This window comes from Paenibacillus aceti (assembly GCF_003614185.1).
Classification (GTDB): Bacteria; Bacillota; Bacilli; order Paenibacillales; family Paenibacillaceae; genus Fontibacillus; species Fontibacillus aceti.
Genome location: NZ_KZ987724.1, coordinates 1,904,632 through 1,924,281, shown reverse-complemented (window position 1 = coordinate 1,924,281; position 19,650 = coordinate 1,904,632). Strand labels below are relative to the sequence as shown.

At 50.3% G+C, this 19,650-nt stretch carries 20 protein-coding genes; 19 read left to right on the top strand and 1 reads right to left on the bottom strand.

Going from position 1 to position 19,650, the window contains the following annotated elements; all coding sequences use genetic code 11:
• The first annotated feature begins 78 nt into the window (after nt 1-78).
• Nucleotides 79-966: a sporulation protein YpjB gene (locus tag BFJ94_RS08445; protein WP_162944221.1), complete on the top strand. Its 888-nt coding sequence runs from the start codon at nt 79-81 to the stop codon at nt 964-966.
• Between the two features lie 52 nt (nt 967-1,018).
• On the opposite strand, the gene BFJ94_RS08440 is transcribed toward BFJ94_RS08445, so the two are convergent.
• Nucleotides 1,019-1,885: a YitT family protein gene (locus BFJ94_RS08440; RefSeq protein ID WP_120462262.1), complete on the bottom strand. Its 867-nt coding sequence runs from the start codon at nt 1,883-1,885 to the stop codon at nt 1,019-1,021.
• Nucleotides 1,886-2,018: 133 nt separating this feature from the next.
• Here BFJ94_RS08440 and BFJ94_RS08435 point away from each other — a divergent pair, with 133 nt between their 5' ends.
• The 18 genes from BFJ94_RS08435 (at nt 2,019) to BFJ94_RS08350 (ending at nt 19,535) form a co-directional block, all read left to right on the top strand.
• Nucleotides 2,019-2,351, top strand: coding sequence for a nucleotide pyrophosphohydrolase (locus tag BFJ94_RS08435; protein WP_120462261.1), 333 nt, complete (start codon nt 2,019-2,021; stop codon nt 2,349-2,351).
• A 59-nt stretch (nt 2,352-2,410) separates the two neighbouring features.
• Nucleotides 2,411-2,944 (top strand): tetratricopeptide repeat protein, encoded by a 534-nt coding sequence (locus BFJ94_RS08430; RefSeq protein WP_120462260.1) that lies wholly within the window; start codon nt 2,411-2,413, stop codon nt 2,942-2,944.
• A 21-nt stretch (nt 2,945-2,965) separates the two neighbouring features.
• A complete protein-coding gene (gene dapB / locus BFJ94_RS08425) occupies nt 2,966-3,772 on the top strand; it encodes a 4-hydroxy-tetrahydrodipicolinate reductase (RefSeq protein WP_120462259.1) in 807 nt (268 codons plus the stop codon).
• A gap of 13 nt (nt 3,773-3,785) precedes the next feature.
• Nucleotides 3,786-4,205 carry a methylglyoxal synthase gene (gene mgsA, locus BFJ94_RS08420; RefSeq protein WP_120462258.1) on the top strand — a complete coding sequence of 140 codons (420 nt, stop codon included), beginning with the start codon at nt 3,786-3,788 and terminating at the stop codon, nt 4,203-4,205.
• Nucleotides 4,205-4,918: a bacillithiol biosynthesis deacetylase BshB1 gene (bshB1, locus tag BFJ94_RS08415; protein ID WP_120462257.1), complete on the top strand. Its 714-nt coding sequence runs from the start codon at nt 4,205-4,207 to the stop codon at nt 4,916-4,918. Before mgsA ends, bshB1 begins: the two co-directional genes overlap by 1 nt.
• Nucleotides 4,919-4,958: 40 nt before the next feature.
• Nucleotides 4,959-6,116 carry an N-acetyl-alpha-D-glucosaminyl L-malate synthase BshA gene (gene bshA / locus BFJ94_RS08410; RefSeq protein ID WP_120462256.1) on the top strand — a complete coding sequence of 386 codons (1,158 nt, stop codon included), beginning with the start codon at nt 4,959-4,961 and terminating at the stop codon, nt 6,114-6,116.
• Between the two features lie 75 nt (nt 6,117-6,191).
• The gene (locus BFJ94_RS08405; protein ID WP_120462255.1) at nt 6,192-7,526 is read left to right on the top strand and encodes a CCA tRNA nucleotidyltransferase; all 1,335 of its coding nucleotides are present in this window, start codon (nt 6,192-6,194) and stop codon (nt 7,524-7,526) included.
• Nucleotides 7,516-8,490, top strand: coding sequence for a biotin--[acetyl-CoA-carboxylase] ligase (locus BFJ94_RS08400; RefSeq protein ID WP_120462254.1), 975 nt, complete (start codon nt 7,516-7,518; stop codon nt 8,488-8,490). The genes BFJ94_RS08405 and BFJ94_RS08400 overlap by 11 nt, the downstream gene beginning before the upstream one ends.
• A gap of 284 nt (nt 8,491-8,774) precedes the next feature.
• Nucleotides 8,775-9,644: a 3-methyl-2-oxobutanoate hydroxymethyltransferase gene (panB, locus tag BFJ94_RS08395; protein ID WP_120462253.1), complete on the top strand. Its 870-nt coding sequence runs from the start codon at nt 8,775-8,777 to the stop codon at nt 9,642-9,644.
• The gene (panC, locus tag BFJ94_RS08390) at nt 9,641-10,555 is read left to right on the top strand and encodes a pantoate--beta-alanine ligase (protein WP_120462252.1); all 915 of its coding nucleotides are present in this window, start codon (nt 9,641-9,643) and stop codon (nt 10,553-10,555) included. Before panB ends, panC begins: the two co-directional genes overlap by 4 nt.
• Nucleotides 10,548-10,931: an aspartate 1-decarboxylase gene (gene panD / locus BFJ94_RS08385; RefSeq protein ID WP_120462251.1), complete on the top strand. Its 384-nt coding sequence runs from the start codon at nt 10,548-10,550 to the stop codon at nt 10,929-10,931. The genes panC and panD overlap by 8 nt, the downstream gene beginning before the upstream one ends.
• Nucleotides 10,932-11,051: 120 nt before the next feature.
• Entirely contained in the window at nt 11,052-11,681 is a 630-nt protein-coding gene (locus BFJ94_RS08380) for a tetratricopeptide repeat protein (RefSeq protein WP_308424694.1), read from the top strand.
• Between the two features lie 165 nt (nt 11,682-11,846).
• The gene (gene dinG / locus BFJ94_RS08375; protein WP_120462250.1) at nt 11,847-14,708 is read left to right on the top strand and encodes an ATP-dependent DNA helicase DinG; all 2,862 of its coding nucleotides are present in this window, start codon (nt 11,847-11,849) and stop codon (nt 14,706-14,708) included.
• A 33-nt stretch (nt 14,709-14,741) separates the two neighbouring features.
• Nucleotides 14,742-15,374 carry a redox-sensing transcriptional repressor Rex gene (locus BFJ94_RS08370; RefSeq protein WP_120462249.1) on the top strand — a complete coding sequence of 211 codons (633 nt, stop codon included), beginning with the start codon at nt 14,742-14,744 and terminating at the stop codon, nt 15,372-15,374.
• 7 nt (nt 15,375-15,381) lie between these two features.
• Nucleotides 15,382-16,680 carry an amidohydrolase gene (locus BFJ94_RS08365; RefSeq protein ID WP_120462248.1) on the top strand — a complete coding sequence of 433 codons (1,299 nt, stop codon included), beginning with the start codon at nt 15,382-15,384 and terminating at the stop codon, nt 16,678-16,680.
• Between the two features lie 56 nt (nt 16,681-16,736).
• Nucleotides 16,737-17,222, top strand: coding sequence for a cell wall elongation regulator TseB-like domain-containing protein (locus BFJ94_RS08360; RefSeq protein WP_120462247.1), 486 nt, complete (start codon nt 16,737-16,739; stop codon nt 17,220-17,222).
• 284 nt (nt 17,223-17,506) lie between these two features.
• The gene (locus BFJ94_RS08355) at nt 17,507-18,040 is read left to right on the top strand and encodes a hypothetical protein (protein WP_120462246.1); all 534 of its coding nucleotides are present in this window, start codon (nt 17,507-17,509) and stop codon (nt 18,038-18,040) included.
• Nucleotides 18,033-19,535 (top strand): AAA family ATPase, encoded by a 1,503-nt coding sequence (locus BFJ94_RS08350; RefSeq protein WP_120462245.1) that lies wholly within the window; start codon nt 18,033-18,035, stop codon nt 19,533-19,535. Before BFJ94_RS08355 ends, BFJ94_RS08350 begins: the two co-directional genes overlap by 8 nt.
• Nucleotides 19,536-19,650: the final 115 nt, after the last annotated feature.

Sequence of the window (19,650 nt, the reverse complement as noted above, 5' to 3'; positions counted from 1 at the left end):
TCGGGGCGATGAAGGTGTTAAATATCAGGTTCTAAGCATGGACAGCCTGCCATAGCATGATGGTAGGGAGGGATGTCCGTGAAATGGAAAGGAGCTAGTCTATTAGCGGCTTTATCGATCGTTCTGCTGCTTCTGCAAGGATCTCAGGCGAATGCTGCCTTGCTGTCCGTCAGCTCAGCAGCGGATATCGAATTAACGGAGCAGGAGCGGGCCGAGAGGCTACGACAGCTTGAAGCCGCAACGGAATCGCTATATCAGGATATGCAGCAAGGGAATACGAAGCAGGCCAATCAGAGTATGGAGCAGGTGATCGGGGCGCTGGAGCATCTGTCATTCAAGGGATTGACCTCGGTCGAGGGGATCCATGCTCTGGCGGGCACGATTATGGATGTCAAAGAGACATTGGCCAGGGCGGTAGACGGTCAGGAGGATTGGATCACTTCCTCCGCCAGGCTCAGGCTGGCGGTTAACAGTCTTACCCATCCGCAGCAGGCGTTCTGGCATCAATATTACAAGGTGCTTAGTGAGGATCTGCAGCAGATGATCAAGGCGCGAGTAGAAGGCGATGCGACCTCATTAAGAGAGGCATATCTGAGTCTGAGATCGCATTATGAATTAATTCGTCCGGCGGCTGTCATACGCAAGAATATATCGGAGATCCATCGTTTTGATTCCTGGCTATCCTATGTCGATGGTCTGACAAGTGAGAAGAACAAGGACGAGTCCGTGCTATCGGGAACCTTGCAGCAGGGGGAGCAGCTGGTGAAGGAGTTATTCGGCAAAAAAACAGATGAACCCGTCTTCGTTCCCATTGCTGGCTACGGAAATCCCTGGAATTGGAGTCTATTGATCGGTGGTTGGATTCTGCTTGCTCTGTTCTATACTGCTTACCGGAAATATCGGGCGAACCAAACGGTGATTACAACGCCTGGCCAAAAAGAAAAGAATGACCGCTTTCGCTTCTGATTCCACGAAAGAAGAGGTGCCCCTGATCAATCTCGCTCGGGGCACCTCTTCTTTATTCTTCGCGAAAGCCTTCGCCATGTACATCGCGGACATCGCTAATAATGATGAAGGCCCGGGGGTCTACCGATTTGGCGATACCTTGAAGACGTCTGATCTCCTGCCTTGACACGACGCAGTAAGCCATCGGCTTATCCTGCTTGGAATAGGCACCTTTGGCCGGAATTAGCGTAACACCCCGCTCTAATTCCTTCGTAATGATGTCTGCAATGACTTCCGCATGATCGCTAATAATCATGAAGGCTTTGGCCGCATAGGCCCCTTCCTGGATGAAATCGATCATCCTGGAAGCGATGAATACAGCTACAAGCGTGTATAGAATATTCTCTTTACGTACATAGAAGAGAGAGAGGCCGATGATGATCACATCGATACTCAGAATGACCTGCCCCATCCTGAAGCCGAATTTACGCCCTAGAATGCGGGCGATAATGTCGGACCCGCCTGTCGTGCCTCCGAAGCGAAAGACGATGCCGAGGCCGGCTCCAAGCGTCACGCCTGCGTATAAAGCGGCAAGAATATAATCGGTCTCCAGCATATCGATCCAGCCTTGGCTCAGAATACGCTCGAATAGCCAAAGGAAGAAGGACAAAGAGCAGATTCCGACCCCGGTCAGAATCATTTGCCGGCCGCCGAGGATTTTCCAGCCGAGCAGGTACAGAGGAATATTGATGAGCAGGTTCGAGACGGACGGGGATATGCTGAACGCATATTTCAACAGAATCGTGATCCCTGTGACCCCGCCTTCCATGAGATGGTTCGGTATTATAAAATAGAGTAAACCAAAAGCATAGATCGCCGTCCCAATAATGATCGGTATGACCGATTTCACATGCATTGTGATATTTTTCATAATACTCATTTCTTCCTTTACGAGTGAGTAGTATAATCATTTTACGTATTTCTTTCCTTAGTATATACAAAAAGAGTTTGTTTTCAATTTCCTGTTACGATAACATAAGAATTAATCTAGACAAAGAAGATGGGGTGATAGGATGAAGGAGAAGACTCTGGCTGAGATGCAGCGAGAAGTAGACGAATATATATCGCAATTCAAAGAGGGCTATTTCAGTCCGTTGGCGTTAATCGCCCGAATGAGCGAAGAACTCGGCGAACTGGCCCGGGAAGTGAATCATACATATGGAGAGAAGCCCAAGAAGCCGGACGAGCCAGAGGGCTCGATTGAACTGGAACTGGGAGATATCCTCTTCATTACGATTTGCTTCGCCAACTCGCTCGGAATGGATCTGACTGAGGCCCATAATAATGTAATGCGTAAATTTTCAACCCGCGATGCAGATCGTTGGACGAAAAAGGACACCGAATAAGGCGCGCCTTCATATGCTGTAATAGCAATTAGCCCACTTCTGTTTGGGAGGGACAGCAAATGAAGGCAGAACTATATTTAAGCAAAGCATACCGAAGCATATATGAGAATGATTTTGAGCAGGCGCTCTATTGGTTCGAGCAGGCGCTCGGCGTTGAACCGGATAATGCCGATATCCATTATCGTCATTCGATCACCAGTGCCCGTAGCAATTTGCTGGATAAAGCTCTGGCTCATGCTCGTCTGGCGGCGACACTGGCACCTGACCATAAGGAATATATGCTGCATTATGATCGGCTGAGGGCCAAGGAACTGACTGTAATGGCGAGAAATCATCTGGAGAACTCGGTCGAAGACCGGGTATTCAGGTCCGAAAGGGCGGTCAGTCTGCTGGAGAGAGCGGGTGAGCTCGATCCGCTATCGGTCGAGGTGCAGATTTGGCTGGCGATCGCCTATGGAGAAATGGCACAATATGAAGCCGCGCTGCGCACATTGCGAGAAGCCTATGCTCTTCCTCAAGACGAAGGGATTGCGAGGCAGCTCACCGAATTGGAACAACAGTTGGAGAACAGATTGAATAAATCATCATCTTAATTGAGTGAAGGGGGATTAAAAATGGGGGAACAAATAAGAGTAGCCGTTGTCGGCGCTGCCGGTAAAATGGGTAAAGAAGTCGTCAAAATGGTACTAGAGGACCCGGAGCTACAATTAGTGGCGGCTGTAAGCCCGTCTGAGGAAGGGCTCGATGCGGGTACATTGGTTGGCAAGCAGCCTTGCGGCGTTGCGATTACCTCGGATCTGGAGCTGGCTCTGCTTGAGAGCAAGCCGCAGGTTATGGTCGATTTCACCACACCTCAATCTGCTTATACGAATACTGAGCTGGCGATCAGACATGGAGTATCTCCAGTTACAGGTACGACGGGCTTTACGCCAGAGCAGATCGAGCATCTGGACAAGCTATGCCTTGATAAAGGGTTGGGCGGGCTGATTGCCCCCAATTTTTCCGTCGGCGCTATTCTGCTGATGAAATTTGCTGCCGAAGCGGCGAAGTATTTTCCTAATGTGGAGATCATCGAATATCATAGTGACCAGAAGCTGGATGCACCTTCCGGGACAGCGATCAAGACCGCTGAAATGATCTCGATGAATCGGGAAGAGCATAGACAAGGCAATCCTAATGAGGAAGAGACGATCGAAGGGACGCGCGGCGGATATTATAATGGATTCCGGATCCACAGCGTCCGGCTGCCAGGGATTTTTGCTCAAGAGGAGGTCGTGTTCGGGGACTTCGGGCAAACTTTGAAAATTCGCCATGATTCTTATGATCGCGCTGGGTATATGCCAGGTGTTAATATAGCAGTAAAGAAAGTTTTGGCCTGTAAAGGTATGATTTACGGATTTGAACATCTTATGGAAGAGTAGGGGATGAGGTCTAATGCTAAACGTTGCATTTATTGCCCATGACAGAAAAAAAGAAGACATCGTAAACTTCGCAGTTGCTTATGAACATGTATTTAAGGACAAAAATTTATTCTCCACCGGTACGACAGGACAGCGCATCATGGAGGCTACCGATCTTAAGATTCATCGCTTCCTATCCGGTCCACTAGGCGGGGATCAACAGATCGGGGCGTTGATTGCTCAGAATGAAATGGATCTGGTTATTTTCCTGCGTGATCCGCTGATGGCTCAGCCACATGAACCAGATATCACCGCTTTGCTTCGTCTTTGCGACGTTCACGGTATTCCGGTAGCTACGAATATGGCCACCGCAGAAATTCTGGTCCGTGCGCTGGATCGCGGAGATTTCGCCTGGCGCGAGCTGGTTGAGTTATTGAAGCCGGAGCTGAAATAATGAGCGAGCCGCTGGATATATTGATTTTCGGCGCGCATGCAGACGATGCCGAGATCGGTATGGCCGGGACGATCGCCAAGCAGATTGCGGCGGGTTATCGGATCGGGCTTTGCGATTTAACCGAAGCGGAGCTGTCTTCTAACGGAAATGTCACGCTTCGCAAGCAGGAGGCCGCCGCCGCCGCCGAAGTGCTCGGTGTGACAAGACGGATGAATCTTGGCTTACCGGATCGCGGCATAACTGGCTCGGCAGAGCAGATTGCGGCTGTGACTGCGGTGATCCGTGAATATCAGCCGGCGCTTATTTTTGCCCCGTATTGGGAGGATCGTCATCCGGATCATGTCGCCTGCAGTAAGCTGGTCGAGGAAGCAGCCTTCAATAGTAAGCTGCGTCGATATATGCCGGACAAGCCTGCGGTCGCTGCGCCGGAGCTATATTTCTATTTCATTAATGACTGGAGGACTCCTGATTTACTCGTGGATGTTACCGACTGCTATGCGCTCAAGGAGCAGGCATTAGGCTGCTACCGGTCGCAGTTCGGCCATGATCCGCGAGGGGAGGACATTGCCCTTACGCCGCTGAATCAAGGCTATGTCGAACGGGTCAAGGCTCGGGATTCCTTGCTAGGCCAGCGTAAGCTGATCCCTTATGCAGAGGGGTTCGCGGTCAAGACCCCTTATGTTGTTAATCTATTTGGGAACCGAAGTTCATAAGCTATATCAGAAACAACTACATTAAAGGAGGCCCCCACCGATGAACCAGCATCTAAAAATTGGCATTACCTGTTATCCTTCACTGGGAGGTTCGGGGGTTGTAGCGACCGAACTCGGTAAACTGCTGGCAGAGAAAGGACATGAGGTTCACTTTATTTGTCATGGCGTACCTTTCAGATTAGGTAGCTTCCATAAAAATATTATCTATCACGAGGTCGGAGTCAGCGACTATTACGTGTTCCGTTATCCGCCTTATGATCTGTCTCTAGCGACCAAAATGGCTCAAGTAGCAAAAATGGAGAAGCTCGATATCCTGCATGTACACTATGCCATGCCGCATGCGGTGTGCGCTTATCTGGCCAAGCAGATGGTCGGGGAGCAACTGAAGGTGGTTACAACATTGCATGGAACGGATATTACCGTACTGGCTCAGGATGAATCGCTCAAGGATCTGATTCGCTTGGCCATTAACAATAGTGATGCCGTTACCTCTGTCTCTCGTGATCTGATCAAGGAGACCCGCGAGGTTCTGGATATTTCAAGGGATATCGATCTCGCTTATAATTTCGTTGACGAGCGGGTGTATTATCCAAGGCCTTGTCTTGAGTGCCGCAATGATTTTGCCGACCCCGAGGAAAAGGTGCTGATGCATATTTCCAATTTTCGGCCGGTTAAACGGGTTAGCGATGTAATCGATATCTTCGAGAAAGTCAATGCCAGTCTACCAGCCAAGCTGCTGCTAGTGGGCGAGGGTCCCGATCTGCCGAAGATTCAGTGTAAAATCAAAGAGATGGGACTGAGTGAACGGGTCCATTTCCTCGGCAAGCAGGATGATATCGCACAGGTGATCTCGATGGCGGACGTACTTCTCCTGCCGTCCGAGAAGGAGAGCTTCGGGCTCGTCGCATTGGAGGCTATGGCCTGCGGAGTACCGACGGTTGGATCGATAGCCGGTGGCATACCGGAACTGGTAGCTCACGGTGAGACCGGCTTCCTGGCGCCGATCGGCGCTACGGATCAAATGGCAGAGCTCTGCATTTCGCTATTAACGAATGATGAGCTTACCAGCCATATGAAGCAGGCGTGCCTGGAGCGGGCCAGAAATCATTTCAGCAGCGACCGCATCACTTCGATCTATGAAGCGATCTATTATCGCGTGCTGAATCGTGAAGTGCCTGATCTGACACCGGTGAGCTGATCCTCAGCGGAAGCAGGCCTCAGTTCGCAAATTCACACAGATAGATCGACTAATCGCTTGGAGGCTTTCAATTCGATGAATTCTTGGAAACAGGTAGACCCCCTGATGTATCATCAGGGGGAAAAGGTGCTACGCATATTAATCGATCAAGGCTATGAAGCCTATTTTGTCGGGGGATGCGTCAGAGATGAACTGATGGGCCGCGAGGTTCATGATATGGATATCGCTACCTCCGCCAGACCGGAGCAGGTGATTTCACTCTTTGAACGGACGGTCCCTACAGGCATTCAGCATGGAACGGTCATGGTGCTGATGAAGGATCATTCCTTCGAAGTGACCACGTTCCGCAAGGAAGCGGATTATGAGGATCATCGCAGACCTTCCCGGGTTGAATTCGTCGATGCGATTAAGGAAGACCTGCAGCGGCGTGACTTTACGATGAACGCGATGGCGCTCAGCATAGACGGGCGGCTGATCGATCCGTTTGGCGGCCGCGAGGATATTGCAGCGAGGCAGATCCGCTGTGTCGGTGCTGCGGAGGAACGGTTCGAAGAGGATGCGTTGCGGATGATGCGGGCGATACGCTTCGCCTCTATATTTGGCTTCAAGCCGGTGAAGAGTCTGTGGCGGGCCCTGCTTATAGGCAGAGAGAAGCTGACCTTCATCGCGATGGAACGAATTCGGGCTGAACTGGAGCGAATGCTCGAAGGCCCTCACCCGCTGCGTGGGCTGGCTCTCATTCACCGCAGCGGAGTGATTAATTACGTCAAATACCCGCTCACTTATGAACTGCCGCTGCGTCAGAGCTATTTGCAGACATTGGAGATGCCTTCGCTTAAGGGCCTGGAGAAGCGCCTCTATTTGCTACTCAGAGGGGTGAGGATGAGCGGTGATGACGCGATTGAATGGCTGAAGCAGTGGACATTTCCCAATCGCATCGCTGAACAGACGACCAAGCTGATCCAATTCGATGAACAGTGGTTGGCTCAGCTAGTCATTTATGAAGCTGAACCGAAGGAGCGGGAAGAGCTGCGCAAGGCCTGGATTTCCTTGGAGTTGGCCTACGGCAGAGCTACGACAGCTGCATGGCTGCAATGTCATCAAGCACTGCTGCAGTCCCTTGTACAAGCTGGCAGTCTTGTATTGGAAGAGGAGCAACTAACTGTAGCTCATTTACATAAATATCTGGAACAAGCCAGTAAGTGGCATGACGAGATGAAGGTGTATGAGCTGCGAGATTTGGCTGTAGCTGGCAGCGATATGATCGAAGGCCTGGGGATGAAGGGGGGGCCTTGGCTTGGGCAATTGATGAAGCAATTGCTTGAGCGGGTAGCCCTGGGCAAGCTGAATAATGAGCGTGAAGCTTTGCTGGAGTATGCGAAGGACGTGATGAATCAAGATGGAATCTAACCGTTTATTAGAGATGCTGCGGGGTCATCAGGGAGAATATATTTCCGGTGAAGAGCTGAGCCGCCGCTTGTCGATCAGCCGGACCGCGGTCTGGAAGCAAATTAATAAGCTGCGGCAGGAGGGGTATGAATTTGAAGCAGTCTCACGCAAGGGATACCGGCTCGTTCATACGCCGGAGCGTATCCAGAGCGCCGAGGTGTTATCCCAATTGCGAACCAAGGCGTTCGGGCAGCCGCTCTATGTTCTGGAGGTCGTGAAGACGACCCAGGAGGAGCTTCGCAAGTTGGCTGAGCAGGGGGCGTCTGAAGGGACGCTAGTGATCGCTGAGGAGCAGACCCTCGGCCGTGGCAGACATGGCCGCAAATGGTATTCTCCAGCCGGACAAGGCATCTGGATGAGCCTGCTGCTAAGGCCGGGGCAGCCGATCGTTTTTGCTGCCCAGCTGACGCTGTTAACCGCAGTCGCGGTTTGCCGGGCGATGCGGAAGGTGAGCGGAGCCGATGTCGGCATTAAATGGCCGAATGATCTGCTCGTTCAGGGGAAGAAGCTGTGCGGGATTCTGGTTGAATCGATCAGCGAGGATGAACTGCTCAAGTATTGCATTGTCGGCATTGGAATAGATGTTAATCTGCAGCAGGAAGATATCCCTGAGGAGCTGCGCAGCGTGGCGACATCCTTACGAATCGAGAGTGGGGCCCGACAGGACCGAGCGAAGCTGATCGCTGAGATCATGCATGAGCTGGAGCAGTTATACGATTTGTACAAGCAGGAGGGCTTTGCTCCGATCAGTCATTTATGGGAAGCCTTATCCGTGACGATCGGTCAGCGGGTGAAGATCAGGACGCCGGAAGGGGAGCTAGGCGGGCTTGCTACCGGGCTGGATTCTACGGGTGCATTGCTGATGACAGATGATCATGGGAAGGCCCGGACAATTTTCTCAGGGGAAATACAACTTGGTAGATGAAAAATGAAAAATAATTTGTTATACTGATCGCAGGAGGCGGCATCGGCCAGACCGAGCTGCACTCTTTCGAGCGGTATTGCATGGCGTTAGCAGATTTAAGGATAAGTGAATAACTGTCAGATTGCGTTGGATTCTGCTCTGAGCCGAAGGGACCGAGACAGAAGGGACGATCGAAAGTGACTCTTCTTTGGAATCGGACCTTTTTAGTACGTAACTAAAAGGTTTTTTTGTTGTGTTCGAGTGCTGCCGCGTCGAAACGACCCATACCAAAGGGAGATGTGAATATGGCTGGAAAACATGCATTAAATATTGTGAAAATGAAACGGATGAAGCAGGAAGGGGAACCGATCTCCATGATCACTGCCTATGATTATCCGTCAGCGGTGCTCGCTGAGGAAGCAGGGGTAGATATGATCCTGGTAGGAGATTCCCTTGGAAATGTCGTGCTCGGATATAATACGACGATTCCGGTGACCTTAGACGATATGGTCTACCATTCCCGTGCGGTAGCCAGAGGTGCCGAGCACACATTTATCGTTACTGACATGCCGTTTATGACATATCACGGGGGAATTAACGAGACACTTGGCAGCGTGCGCAGAATTATGCAAGAAGGGCATGCTCATGCTGTAAAGATGGAAGGCGGAGCGGAAATCGCCGATACGATTAAGATTATCGTGCAATCCGGCGTTCCGGTGTTAGGACATATCGGACTCACGCCGCAATCGGTTAATCAGATCGGCGGGTATCGAATCCAGGGCAAGGATGAAGCGGATGCCAAGCGGCTGCTTGAGGACGCCAGAGCGCTGGAGCAAGCAGGTGCATTCGGCATCGTACTGGAGCTTGTGACCGAGGAAGTGGCCGCTTATATTTCATCCCAGCTGTCGATACCGACGATCGGCATTGGCGCTGGCAGAGGCTGTGACGGTCAGGTGCTTGTCTATCATGATGTACTTAAATATACTTCAAATTATCGGAATAAGCGGTTCGTCAAAACCTATGGAGATATAGGGGAGCAAATCCGTAATAGCATCACAGCTTATGTGCAGGAAGTAAAAGCACGGCAGTTCCCAGCTGAAGAGCATGTGTTTGCCGCCGAAGACGGAGTATTGGACAATCTGTACGGCAAAGGAAAGGCGGAAAGTAATTCATGAAAGTATTTACCGAGATCCCTGAATTGAAGAAATTCCTGAAATCGCAGCGTATGACTGCTGCAAGGGAGGGCAAAGAGCTGCAGGTTGGCCTGGTTCCTACGATGGGATATTTGCATGAAGGCCATGCCAGTCTGTTAAGGAAATCCAGGGCGGAGAATGACCTTGTCGTCCTCAGCATTTTCGTGAACCCGATTCAATTTGGGCCAAATGAAGATCTGGATCGATATCCGCGAGATGCCGAGCGTGATCTGGCACTTGCTGAGCGAGAAGGCGTCGATGCGGTATTGATGCCGAGCGTGGAGGAAATGTATCCCCAGCCGATCAGAACCAAGGTTGCTGTGGCGGAACTTACCTCGCTGCTATGTGGAGCTTCCCGTCCGGGACATTTTGACGGTGTAACGACGGTGGTCAGCAAGCTCTTTCATATTGTATCCCCGCAGCGGGCCTATTTCGGGCAGAAGGATGCTCAGCAGGTCGCTGTGGTGGCCAGGATGGTCAAGGATCTGAACTTTGACGTAGAGATTGTCCCTTGCCCGATCGTTCGTGAGAGCGACGGCTTGGCGCTCAGCTCACGCAATGTGTATTTAAGCACTGAGCAGCGCGCGGCGGCGCTGGTTCTCTCCCGTAGCCTGAAGCAGTTGGAAGCCGAAGTATCTAGTGGCAAATCGATAACCACCGGAGAAGCAAAAGGGCAGCTGTTCCATCATATTGGCAGTGAGCCGCTGGCTGAGATCGACTATGTGGAGATGGTGGCTTTTCCGAGTATGGAACCTCTTCAGGAGGCAAATTCCTTGAATAGTGAGCTTGAAGCCCACGGAGGGATTCTCGCCGCTGTAGCCGTAAAATTCGGGGCCACGAGACTGATCGATAATGTATTGTTAACCAGAAAGGGGGAGGCTATCCATGTATAGAACGATGATGAAGTCGAAAATTCACCGCGCGACGGTAACAGAGGCCAATCTGAATTATATCGGCAGCATTACGATTGATGAGGATTTGATGGAAGCTGCTGATCTTCTGGAGAATGAGAAAGTACAGATTGTCAATAATAACAATGGAGCCCGTCTGGAGACCTATGTCATCCCTGGGCCAAGAGGCAGCGGGGTCATCTGTTTAAACGGAGCCGCAGCGCGCTTGGTACAACCTGAGGATACGGTCATTATTATTTCTTACGCGCAATTATCTGATGAAGAGATCCGAAATTACAAACCGACCGTGGTTTTCGTCGGAGAAGATAATAAGCCGGTCGAGACAGCTTCGAAGGAATTGCATTCGACCATCCGTTAATTAGCTGTACTCCCATCTAACCGGTATGCAATTAATCCCTGCGGGAATGAAAAGCGTCCCCGGAACAAAAAATGAACTTAAGGCTCGCACTGATTTCATTTTTTAAGGGGTGGGATGCGGATGATGTTTCAACATATGTTTGCGGAAATGAACGAAATGCTGGATGAGATCTCCAAGTTTTATCCGATGGCCCAGGGAACACAGAAGCAGGAACTCACGCATAAATGGAACCTCCTCAAGAATATGAGCGATGGAATTATTGAAGAATGGCTGAGCTTTGAAGAGAAGATGGGCTCTGTCCGGGAGAATTGGAATGAAGCGGATGCTTCCAGCTATGTCCTTCCTGAAATGAAATGCGATGCTTATGAAAAAGGGGAGGGCTATTACAAGCTGCTGATGTTCTCCAAGGCGCTGGAGCAGTTCAAGATCGTTGTGCAAGGTTATCCGGACAGTCTTGTTGGCCGAACTTATTTAGCGATGTGTCATCTGCATTTGCAGCAATTATCCGAAGCCGCTTCGCATTTCACTGCCGTGCTGGAGCGGGCGACCAGCAGCCGCTTGCGTTCCATCATTTATAATGCGCTGGGCTGCATCGAAGCACAGAGGGGGAAGCGCCTGAAAGCGAAGGAATACTTCGCGCTGGCCCACCAGAGCGACCCGACGCTGCCTGAACCGCTGGCGAATTTGCAGGCCTGCGATCACAGCTCGGGGAAGCTGAAATTTGGAGATGAGTTGTCTCCCTTAATGTAACACCAGAATGAATCGAGCCGAGCTTAACAGCGTTTTTCTTGCCAGCGATGCACTCATAATTTATGATGCATCGCTTTGTTTATTAAAATGTTAGTTAATTTTCAAAATGGCTTTATTCTGTTATGCTGTTAATGAGACTGGATTGAAGGGACTTAGGAACGAGAAATGAAATACGCTGTACTTGATTTTGAGACTACAGGTAATCAGTCCTCCGATGAGATCATTCAGGCAGGACTAGCCATTATAGACCATGATTTGACAATTACTCAAGTATATAGCTCCTACGTGAAACCAGGCATCCCGATTCCTCCATTTATTACGGGCTTGACCGGGATCACGGAGGAGGATGTCAAAGATGCGCCTGAACTGGACGAAGTGATGATGGAGATGGTTCCATTACTTAATGATGCAGTTCTGGTCGGGCATAATGTGGCCTTTGACTTCAATTATTTACAGAGCGCGCTCGACAAAACGGGATATTTGCCCTTCGCGGGGCGCATTCTCGATACGATGGACTTCCTGAAGATATTCTTTCCTTCGCTGTCGACTTATCAGCTTGGACTGGTGTCCCAGGAATTCAATGTTCAGCATGATCGGCCGCATCAGGCGGATAGCGACGCGCTTGCCACCGCTCTGATCTTCCTGAAGTGCTTGGAGGAGATCGAGCAATTGCCTCTGCTCACGCTGCAGCGGCTGTCCGATCTGTTCGATCGTGAGGATAGCGATCTGGCCTGGTTCTTTGACGCGATGCTGCAGCAGAAGCAGCAGCAGGAGTTGGGGATCAACCCGGACGGCTTTACATACTATCGCCAATTTGCGCTGCAGATTGAAGATTGGATGGATATTGAGCCAGCCCGGAATCAAATGGGGAATCCGCTTAAGGATATCTCCTTTGAACAGTTCATGGAGCAGGTTAGGGAGCAGCTGCGCCTGAAGCTGCCTGAGTATGAGGAGCGAGAAGCGCAGAGTATCATGCTGGAGCAGGTGATTCAGGCCTTCGCGGAGGACAAGCATCTGCTCATCGAAGCCGGCACCGGCACCGGGAAATCCCTCGGTTATCTTCTGCCCGCGATTTATCAGAGCGTGAAGCAGGATGAGAAGGTCATGATCAGCACGCATACGATCAATTTGCAGGAGCAGCTCAGAGAACGGGACCTTCCTTTATTGACGGAAGTGGTGTCTTTTCCGTTCCGGGCGGCCATCTTCAAAGGTAGGCAACACTATTTGTGTTTGCGCAAATTTGAACATAAAATAAATAGAAGAGACTTTGCATCCCCTAAAGAAGAGGTGATGACTGCTGCGCAAATGATCGTATGGCTTGCCCTGACGGAGACTGGAGATGATGAGGAACTCAATCTTGGAAATCGGGGCGGAGACTTCTGGGAAACCGTCGCCAGTGATTCGGATTCCTGTCTGGGACGTTCTTGCCCATGGTTCCGCAAATGCTTCTATCACCGGGCCAAACATGAAGCGGGTGTGGCCGACGTAGTCATTACGAATCATTCGAAGCTGTTCACCGACATACAGGCCGGACATCAGCTCTTGCCGGGCTATGAACGCTTGGTCATCGATGAAGCCCATCATCTTGAAGAGGTCGCGGGCAAGCATCTCGGCCTGCAGCTGAAATACTTCTCTGTCGTCCATACGCTTACCCGTCTGTTCAAGGACAGCAAGACAGGGCAGCTTCCAGCCCTGCATACTCTGCTCCAGCAAGCGGGAACCGATGCGGCGATGAAATGGATATCGGTGATCAATGACCTGTATCCTTCTCTGATCGAAGTGAAGGAGAATTGGGACAAATTAAGTGAAATGCTGTTTGCTTTAATGTCGGAGCGATCGGATGCGGCTCCCGGAGATCCGGGACAGTTCGTCAACCGGCTTCTGCCGGATAAGAAGCCCAAAGCCTGGGATGCTCTTACTACATTAGAGAATTCGATATTTATTACATTAGGGGACATTCTCCGCAAAGGAGAGCGGATGCTGACTGAACTCCGTGAGGAACAGGATGATTATGGTTCGGAGAACCTGTTGACGGATATTAGCGGATTATTCAAGGATTTGGCCAAGGAGCGCGATACGCTTCGCTTCTTCATGAAGCTGGAGGATGAGAATACGGTTTATTGGCTCGAAGCCAATGGGAACTATCGCAATCGTTCATTGCAATTATTTGCAGTTCCGATCGATGTCAGCAGCCAATTGAAGTCGTATTTCTTCGACAAGAAAAAGAGTGTAGTGATGACATCCGCCACTTTAACGGTAGATAAATCCTTCCAATATGTGATCGACCAGCTAGGTCTGCAGGAAGCGGATAGCGCTGACAGGCTCATGACCGCGATGCTGCCCTCCCCGTTCAATTATCGGGAGCAGGCGTTAGTGGTCATCCCTCGGGATTTTCCGAGCGTTAAGGGGAGTGTCGGCGATGATTACTTCGTTCAGACGCTTGTGAAATCTTTAGCGGACACTGCTGTTGTAACCAAAGGGCGTATGCTGGTGCTATTTACTTCCTATCGCATGCTCAGGCAGGTATATGATCCGCTCAAAGAGCGCCTCGCTGACGAGGGCATCATTGTGATCGGACAAGGGATGGATAGCGGTAGCCGAACGAAGCTGACCCGTCGCTTTCAAGGACAGCAGGCTTCGGTGTTGCTGGGAACGAGCAGTTTCTGGGAAGGGGTGGATATTCCCGGTGAAGCGCTGACCAGCCTGGCGATCGTCCGCTTGCCGTTTCAGCCGCCGAGTCACCCGTTGGTCGAGGCAAAGAGTGAGCGGCTGCAGCGGGAGAAGAAGAATCCTTTTATGAAGCTGTCTGTGCCACAGGCGGTCATCCGCTTCAAACAAGGGTTCGGACGTCTTGTCCGTTCATCAGCAGATCGAGGTATTGTCGTCGTATATGACACTCGCATCTTGGAATCTTACTATGGGAAATACTTCCTGTATTCTTTGCCGGGACCGAAGATGGAACATATGACATTAGCACAGATGGTCCCTCGTATTTCGGAATGGCTAGACGATAACGAAGAGTCGTAATTTCTTCGAATTGCACCTGTAGGAGGAAAATATATGAAATCAGATAAAATTTCGGATGCGGTTGTACGCAGATTGCCTGTATACCTGCGGTTCCTTAATGAATTAAGTCATCGCGAGGTCTTGACGGTTTCTTCCCAGGAGCTCGGACAGAAGCTGGATCTGAATCCGGCGCAGATTCGCAAGGATCTCGCTTATTTTGGCGATTTCGGCCGCAAGGGGATCGGGTATGATGTCTCTTATTTGATTGAGAAAATACGGCAAATTCTAAATCTGGATCAACAGATTAATGTAGCTCTTGTCGGAGCCGGTAATCTGGGACAAGCCTTGTCCAACTATAATACTTACGTCAAGGATAATATGCGGATCATTGCGATCTTCGATGACTCTCCCGATAAAGTGGGCCAGAAGGTCAAGGATATTACGATCCAGCCGATCGATGAGCTGGAGAAGACCGTAAGAGACAAACATATTAAGATCGGAATTATTACGGTTCCTGATGTGGAAGCGCAGCGTGTCGCTGATCAGCTCGTCGCAGCGGGAATCGAAGCGATCCTGAACTTTGCGCCTACGATCCTGAAGGTTCCGTCTGGCGTGCGTATCCATGCGGCAGATTTCACAACAGACTTGATTAGTCTTGCTTACTATTTACAAGGTGGAAAGGAATAACTGGAAAATGAGTCGGAAATGTTTAGTTAAAAATGGTACTTTTGTAGTTCTTAATGAAGAGCAGCCGATCGTCCAGGGCTATATGCTCATTGAAGGCGATACGATCTCTTATATTGGTGAAGAGCGTCCTGAAGGCGTTGAAGGCGCTGAGACCTATGATGGCAAAGGATTGCTCTTCATGCCCGGACTGATCAATTCTCATGGGCATACGGCGATGTCCTTGCTCCGCGGCTATGGAGATGATATGGTCCTGCAGGAATGGCTAGAGCAAAAAATGTGGCCGATGGAAGCGAAATTTACCGCTGAGGATGTGTATCGGGGAACCGCTCTGTCCGTGCTGGAAATGCTTAAGGGAGGTACTACGACCTTCCTGGATATGTATGATCATATGGACCAAGTCGGCAAGGTGGTTGAGGAATCAGGCATTCGCGCTGTATTGATGCGCGGCGTAATCGGCCTGTGCCCGCCTGAAGTACAAGCTCAGAAATTGCAAGAAGCGATACGTATTGCCCGTGATTGGCACGGTAAGGCAGATGGACGGATCACTACGATGATGTCGCCGCACGCTCCGTATACCTGCCCTCCTGACTATATCGAGAAGTTCGTCCAAGCAGCACATGACCTCGATTTGCCACTGCATACGCATATGTCTGAGACGAAGGCGGAGGTTCAGCAAAATGTTGATCAGTACGGTGTTCGTCCTGTTCAACATCTACTTAATCTCGGCTTCTTCTCTCGGCCGTCTCTGGTAGCACATGCGGTGCATCTGACGGATGAAGAGATTGAGATTCTGGCTGCTCACAACGTAGCTGTCTCACATAATCCAGGCAGTAACCTTAAGCTAGCTAGCGGAGTCGCACGGGTTCCTGAACTGCTCAAAGCGGGCGTTACTGTGTCGCTCGGAACGGATGGACCGGCAAGCAACAATAATCTCGATATGTTCGAAGAGATTCGGCTGGCTGCTCTGATCCATAAAGGGGTGTCCGGTGACCCGACGGCGGTTCCTGCTCTGGAGGCGCTGCGTATGGGCACAGAATATGGGGCGAAATCGCTCTATCTTAACCAAGTCGGCAAATTGGCTGCGGGAATGAAGGCGGATATGATCGCTGTCAACACGGATCAGGCTCATTTCTTGCCGCAGACGGATTATATTTCACATATCGTCTATTCAGCAGGTGCTAAGGATGTCGAGCATGTATGGGTGGACGGCAAGCAAGTGATTCGCCACGGGGAGTGCCTGACGCTGGATGAAGAGCGCATTCGCTTCGAAGCGCAAGCAGCCTTTGAAGGCCTTCTCACTCGTTAAGGCGGGGTTGCCCCCTTGCCTGTAGTTCATATTTTAGCTGGGAAGGAAAGAGAAGGTTGAAGAATAGAACCAAGTGGATTCTGCTCTCGATTGTGCTCCTGCTGATCGTGTTCTTCGGCCTTTACCGTTATTATTTATACGTACATGAGGACATTTGGCGAGGAGAGAACGAGGCGATACAGCGGGCCAGACAGGAGACCGGATTAGTAGAAGGCGAGCGCGTCTGGAAGTTTGTCTGGGATGAAGTATGCTGGGTGGTTCAAGGGAAGACGGCGGACGGAACGCAGGTTATGGTCTGGCTGCCAGAGGGCAAGCAGGCGCAAGAGAAGCCGCTGTCTGAAGGGGTATCCGAGCCGCAGATGCGCAAGATCATCGAAGAGACTCTACCGGACATCGATGTTGTAAAGTTGACTCCCGGTATATATAACAATCAATATGTCTGGGAACTATTCTATAAGGATAAGACTCACCATTATTACCGATTCTTCAGCTATAGCAATGGGGAATCCTTAACGGAAGTGTTTACTTTGCCGAATCGTTAAGACGGTAAGGAAGAGGACAGGCTCTGTTCAAGAGAGGTTGATGAAAAGGTGCATGCACGGAATTAGCCGTAGTTATGCCCCGATCAGCCTTCTTTGAACAGGGCTTGTTTTTGTATGGATAAAGTCAGTTGCAGGCAGTTATGGGAACAATTAATATCCCGAATTTTAAATAATTTTCACACATCCGCTCGTCCTCTTATAGAAGATATGATATACTTAACCCAGTTGTTTTGATAGACGAAAGTATATATAGAAGATATATCATTATATAAGGGGGACATCTCGTGAAACTGCGAATTGGAACAATTGTCGCTAGCGTTGCAGTTTCGGCGCTGCTGTTATTTGGGGGCTGGTATGCTTACCAGCATTGGGCGGTAGAGAGCCCATTCGAGAACATAGTGAAGCAATTTGACGGTGTGAACAGTGTTCAATCGGATATAAATAGACAGCAGGTCGCTTTGAAGCTGGACTTGAAGCCCGGGACGAATCTTGGTGAGCTGGTTCAACAGATTAGACAGGATGGCAAGAAGTGGATTGGAAAACGTGAGCTTGAGCTTGATATCCAGGATCAATCGAATCATGAGCTGAACCAGCTCTGGAATGAAGCGCTGTTCCCGGTCGCCGAAGCGATGGAGAATAAGCAATATACTGAAATCAATGAGACATTGGACAAACTGCAGCAACAGCATAAATCAGTGACAGCCCGGGCTGAGATGGATGAGAAGAATGTATATATTACGTTGACGGATGGCCAGGCAAGCAAGTTCATTATTTTACCCCGTGTTCCAGAGCGAATGGGGGTATGGCCTAATGCGTAAAAGAATCGTTGAGATCACGATCGGTTTTGTGCCCGTGCTGTTCATTTTTCTAGCCTTTACAGGGGTTAATATCGCGCCTGTCGTCTTGCTTGGACTGTTGGCAGGAGGGGTATTCGTCCTTGCCAAGATGCGTGGCGGGATTGCGATAGGTACAGCCCATGACCGTAGACGTAGAAAGAAGGGACCTGCCAAGCTGACCTTCGCTGATATCGGCGGACAGGAGAGCGCCAAGCAGGAATTAATCGAAGCGCTTGACTTCATGGTCCGTTACGAAGAGATCACGAAGTTCGGGATTCGACCGATCAAGGGAATTCTGTTAACCGGTCCGCCAGGAACGGGGAAGACGCTGCTAGCAAAAGCTGCGGCTCAGTATACGAATTCTGTGTTCGTGGCTGCATCGGGGAGTGAGTTCGTTGAAATGTATGTCGGGGTCGGGGCAAGCCGGATCCGTGATCTGTTCAAGGAGGCGCGCACCCGGGCCACGAAGGAGAATAAAGAGAGTGCCGTAATCTTCATCGATGAGATCGACGTAATTGGCGGTAAACGCGAGGGCGGTCAACAGCGGGAATATGATCAGACGCTGAACCAGCTGCTGACGGAGATGGATGGAATCTACACTTCAGATACGCCACGTATTCTGTTAGTTGCTGCGACGAATCGTAAAGAGATGCTGGATAATGCCTTGCTCCGTCCGGGGCGATTTGACCGTCATATACAAGTAGATCTGCCTGACAAAAGAGGGCGTATGCACATTCTGCAGCTTCATGCCGGAAATAAACCGCTGGCAGAGGATGTGGATCTGGAGAAAGTGGCGGAGGAGACCTTTGGTTTCTCCGGTGCGCAGCTGGAGAGCGTCATGAATGAAGCGGCGATCTATGCGCTGCGCGATTCGCAGGAGCTGATCACTCAGCTTCATCTGTCGCTGGCCATCGATAAGGTGATGCTAGGTGAGAAGACGGATCGCGAGTCCACGGTGGAAGAGAAACGACGCGTCGCCGTGCATGAGCTGGGCCACGCGGTCGCTGCCGAGGTTGTCTCGCCGGGCAGTGTCAATCAGGTGGTATTGAGTCCGCGGGGGCGCGCGCTTGGCTATGTTCGCCACAATCCCCAGGATGAAAAATATCTGTATACCAAGGAATATATGGAAGGTCAGATCATGGTTGCATTGGCCGGAGCAGCGGCTGAGGAAATTTATTATGGCGGCCGTAGTACCGGCTCCAGTAATGATTTCGAGCAGGCCTTGAATATCGTGGAGACGATGATGACCTCCGGGCTTACCTCATTGGGCATTATGAATATGGACATGGTGACCAAGGAAGTGCTGATGAGAGAGAATTCCAGGATTCTCGATGAGCTGGCTGCCAAATCCAAGCAAATTCTGTTGGATCATGCAGCGGTATTCGAGCATTCACTGGACATTCTGTTGAAGGAAGAAAGACTGTCTGGAGAACAATTCCGATGTCAATTTAGTGAATTTACAAATTTACCGGCATAAAACATGATGCCGGTTATTTTTTTTTACTTTTTCCTCATGCTAAGATATTATTATATGTTGGGTATAAAAAGATGTATTATTCGACATCTGGGGTACAATATTACGTGAGATTATG

Bases quoted from the DNA above. Each gene is read 5' to 3' on its own strand.
- dapB (WP_120462259.1), top strand. From the start codon at position 2,966: ATGGGGGAACAAATAAGAGTAGCCGTTGTCGGCGCTGCCGGTAAAATG.
- BFJ94_RS08440 (WP_120462262.1), bottom strand. From the start codon at position 1,885: ATGAGTATTATGAAAAATATCACAATGCATGTGAAATCGGTCATACCG.
- bshA (WP_120462256.1), top strand. From the start codon at position 4,959: ATGAACCAGCATCTAAAAATTGGCATTACCTGTTATCCTTCACTGGGA.
- BFJ94_RS08370 (WP_120462249.1), top strand. From the start codon at position 14,742: ATGAAATCAGATAAAATTTCGGATGCGGTTGTACGCAGATTGCCTGTA.
- BFJ94_RS08405 (WP_120462255.1), top strand. From the start codon at position 6,192: ATGAATTCTTGGAAACAGGTAGACCCCCTGATGTATCATCAGGGGGAA.
- BFJ94_RS08380 (WP_308424694.1), top strand. From the start codon at position 11,052: ATGATGTTTCAACATATGTTTGCGGAAATGAACGAAATGCTGGATGAG.
- BFJ94_RS08430 (WP_120462260.1), top strand. From the start codon at position 2,411: ATGAAGGCAGAACTATATTTAAGCAAAGCATACCGAAGCATATATGAG.
- panD (WP_120462251.1), top strand. From the start codon at position 10,548: ATGTATAGAACGATGATGAAGTCGAAAATTCACCGCGCGACGGTAACA.
- BFJ94_RS08350 (WP_120462245.1), top strand. From the start codon at position 18,033: ATGCGTAAAAGAATCGTTGAGATCACGATCGGTTTTGTGCCCGTGCTG.
- bshB1 (WP_120462257.1), top strand. From the start codon at position 4,205: ATGAGCGAGCCGCTGGATATATTGATTTTCGGCGCGCATGCAGACGAT.
- BFJ94_RS08435 (WP_120462261.1), top strand. From the start codon at position 2,019: ATGAAGGAGAAGACTCTGGCTGAGATGCAGCGAGAAGTAGACGAATAT.
- BFJ94_RS08365 (WP_120462248.1), top strand. From the start codon at position 15,382: ATGAGTCGGAAATGTTTAGTTAAAAATGGTACTTTTGTAGTTCTTAAT.
- mgsA (WP_120462258.1), top strand. From the start codon at position 3,786: ATGCTAAACGTTGCATTTATTGCCCATGACAGAAAAAAAGAAGACATC.
- panB (WP_120462253.1), top strand. From the start codon at position 8,775: ATGGCTGGAAAACATGCATTAAATATTGTGAAAATGAAACGGATGAAG.
- panC (WP_120462252.1), top strand. From the start codon at position 9,641: ATGAAAGTATTTACCGAGATCCCTGAATTGAAGAAATTCCTGAAATCG.
- BFJ94_RS08400 (WP_120462254.1), top strand. From the start codon at position 7,516: ATGGAATCTAACCGTTTATTAGAGATGCTGCGGGGTCATCAGGGAGAA.
- dinG (WP_120462250.1), top strand. From the start codon at position 11,847: ATGAAATACGCTGTACTTGATTTTGAGACTACAGGTAATCAGTCCTCC.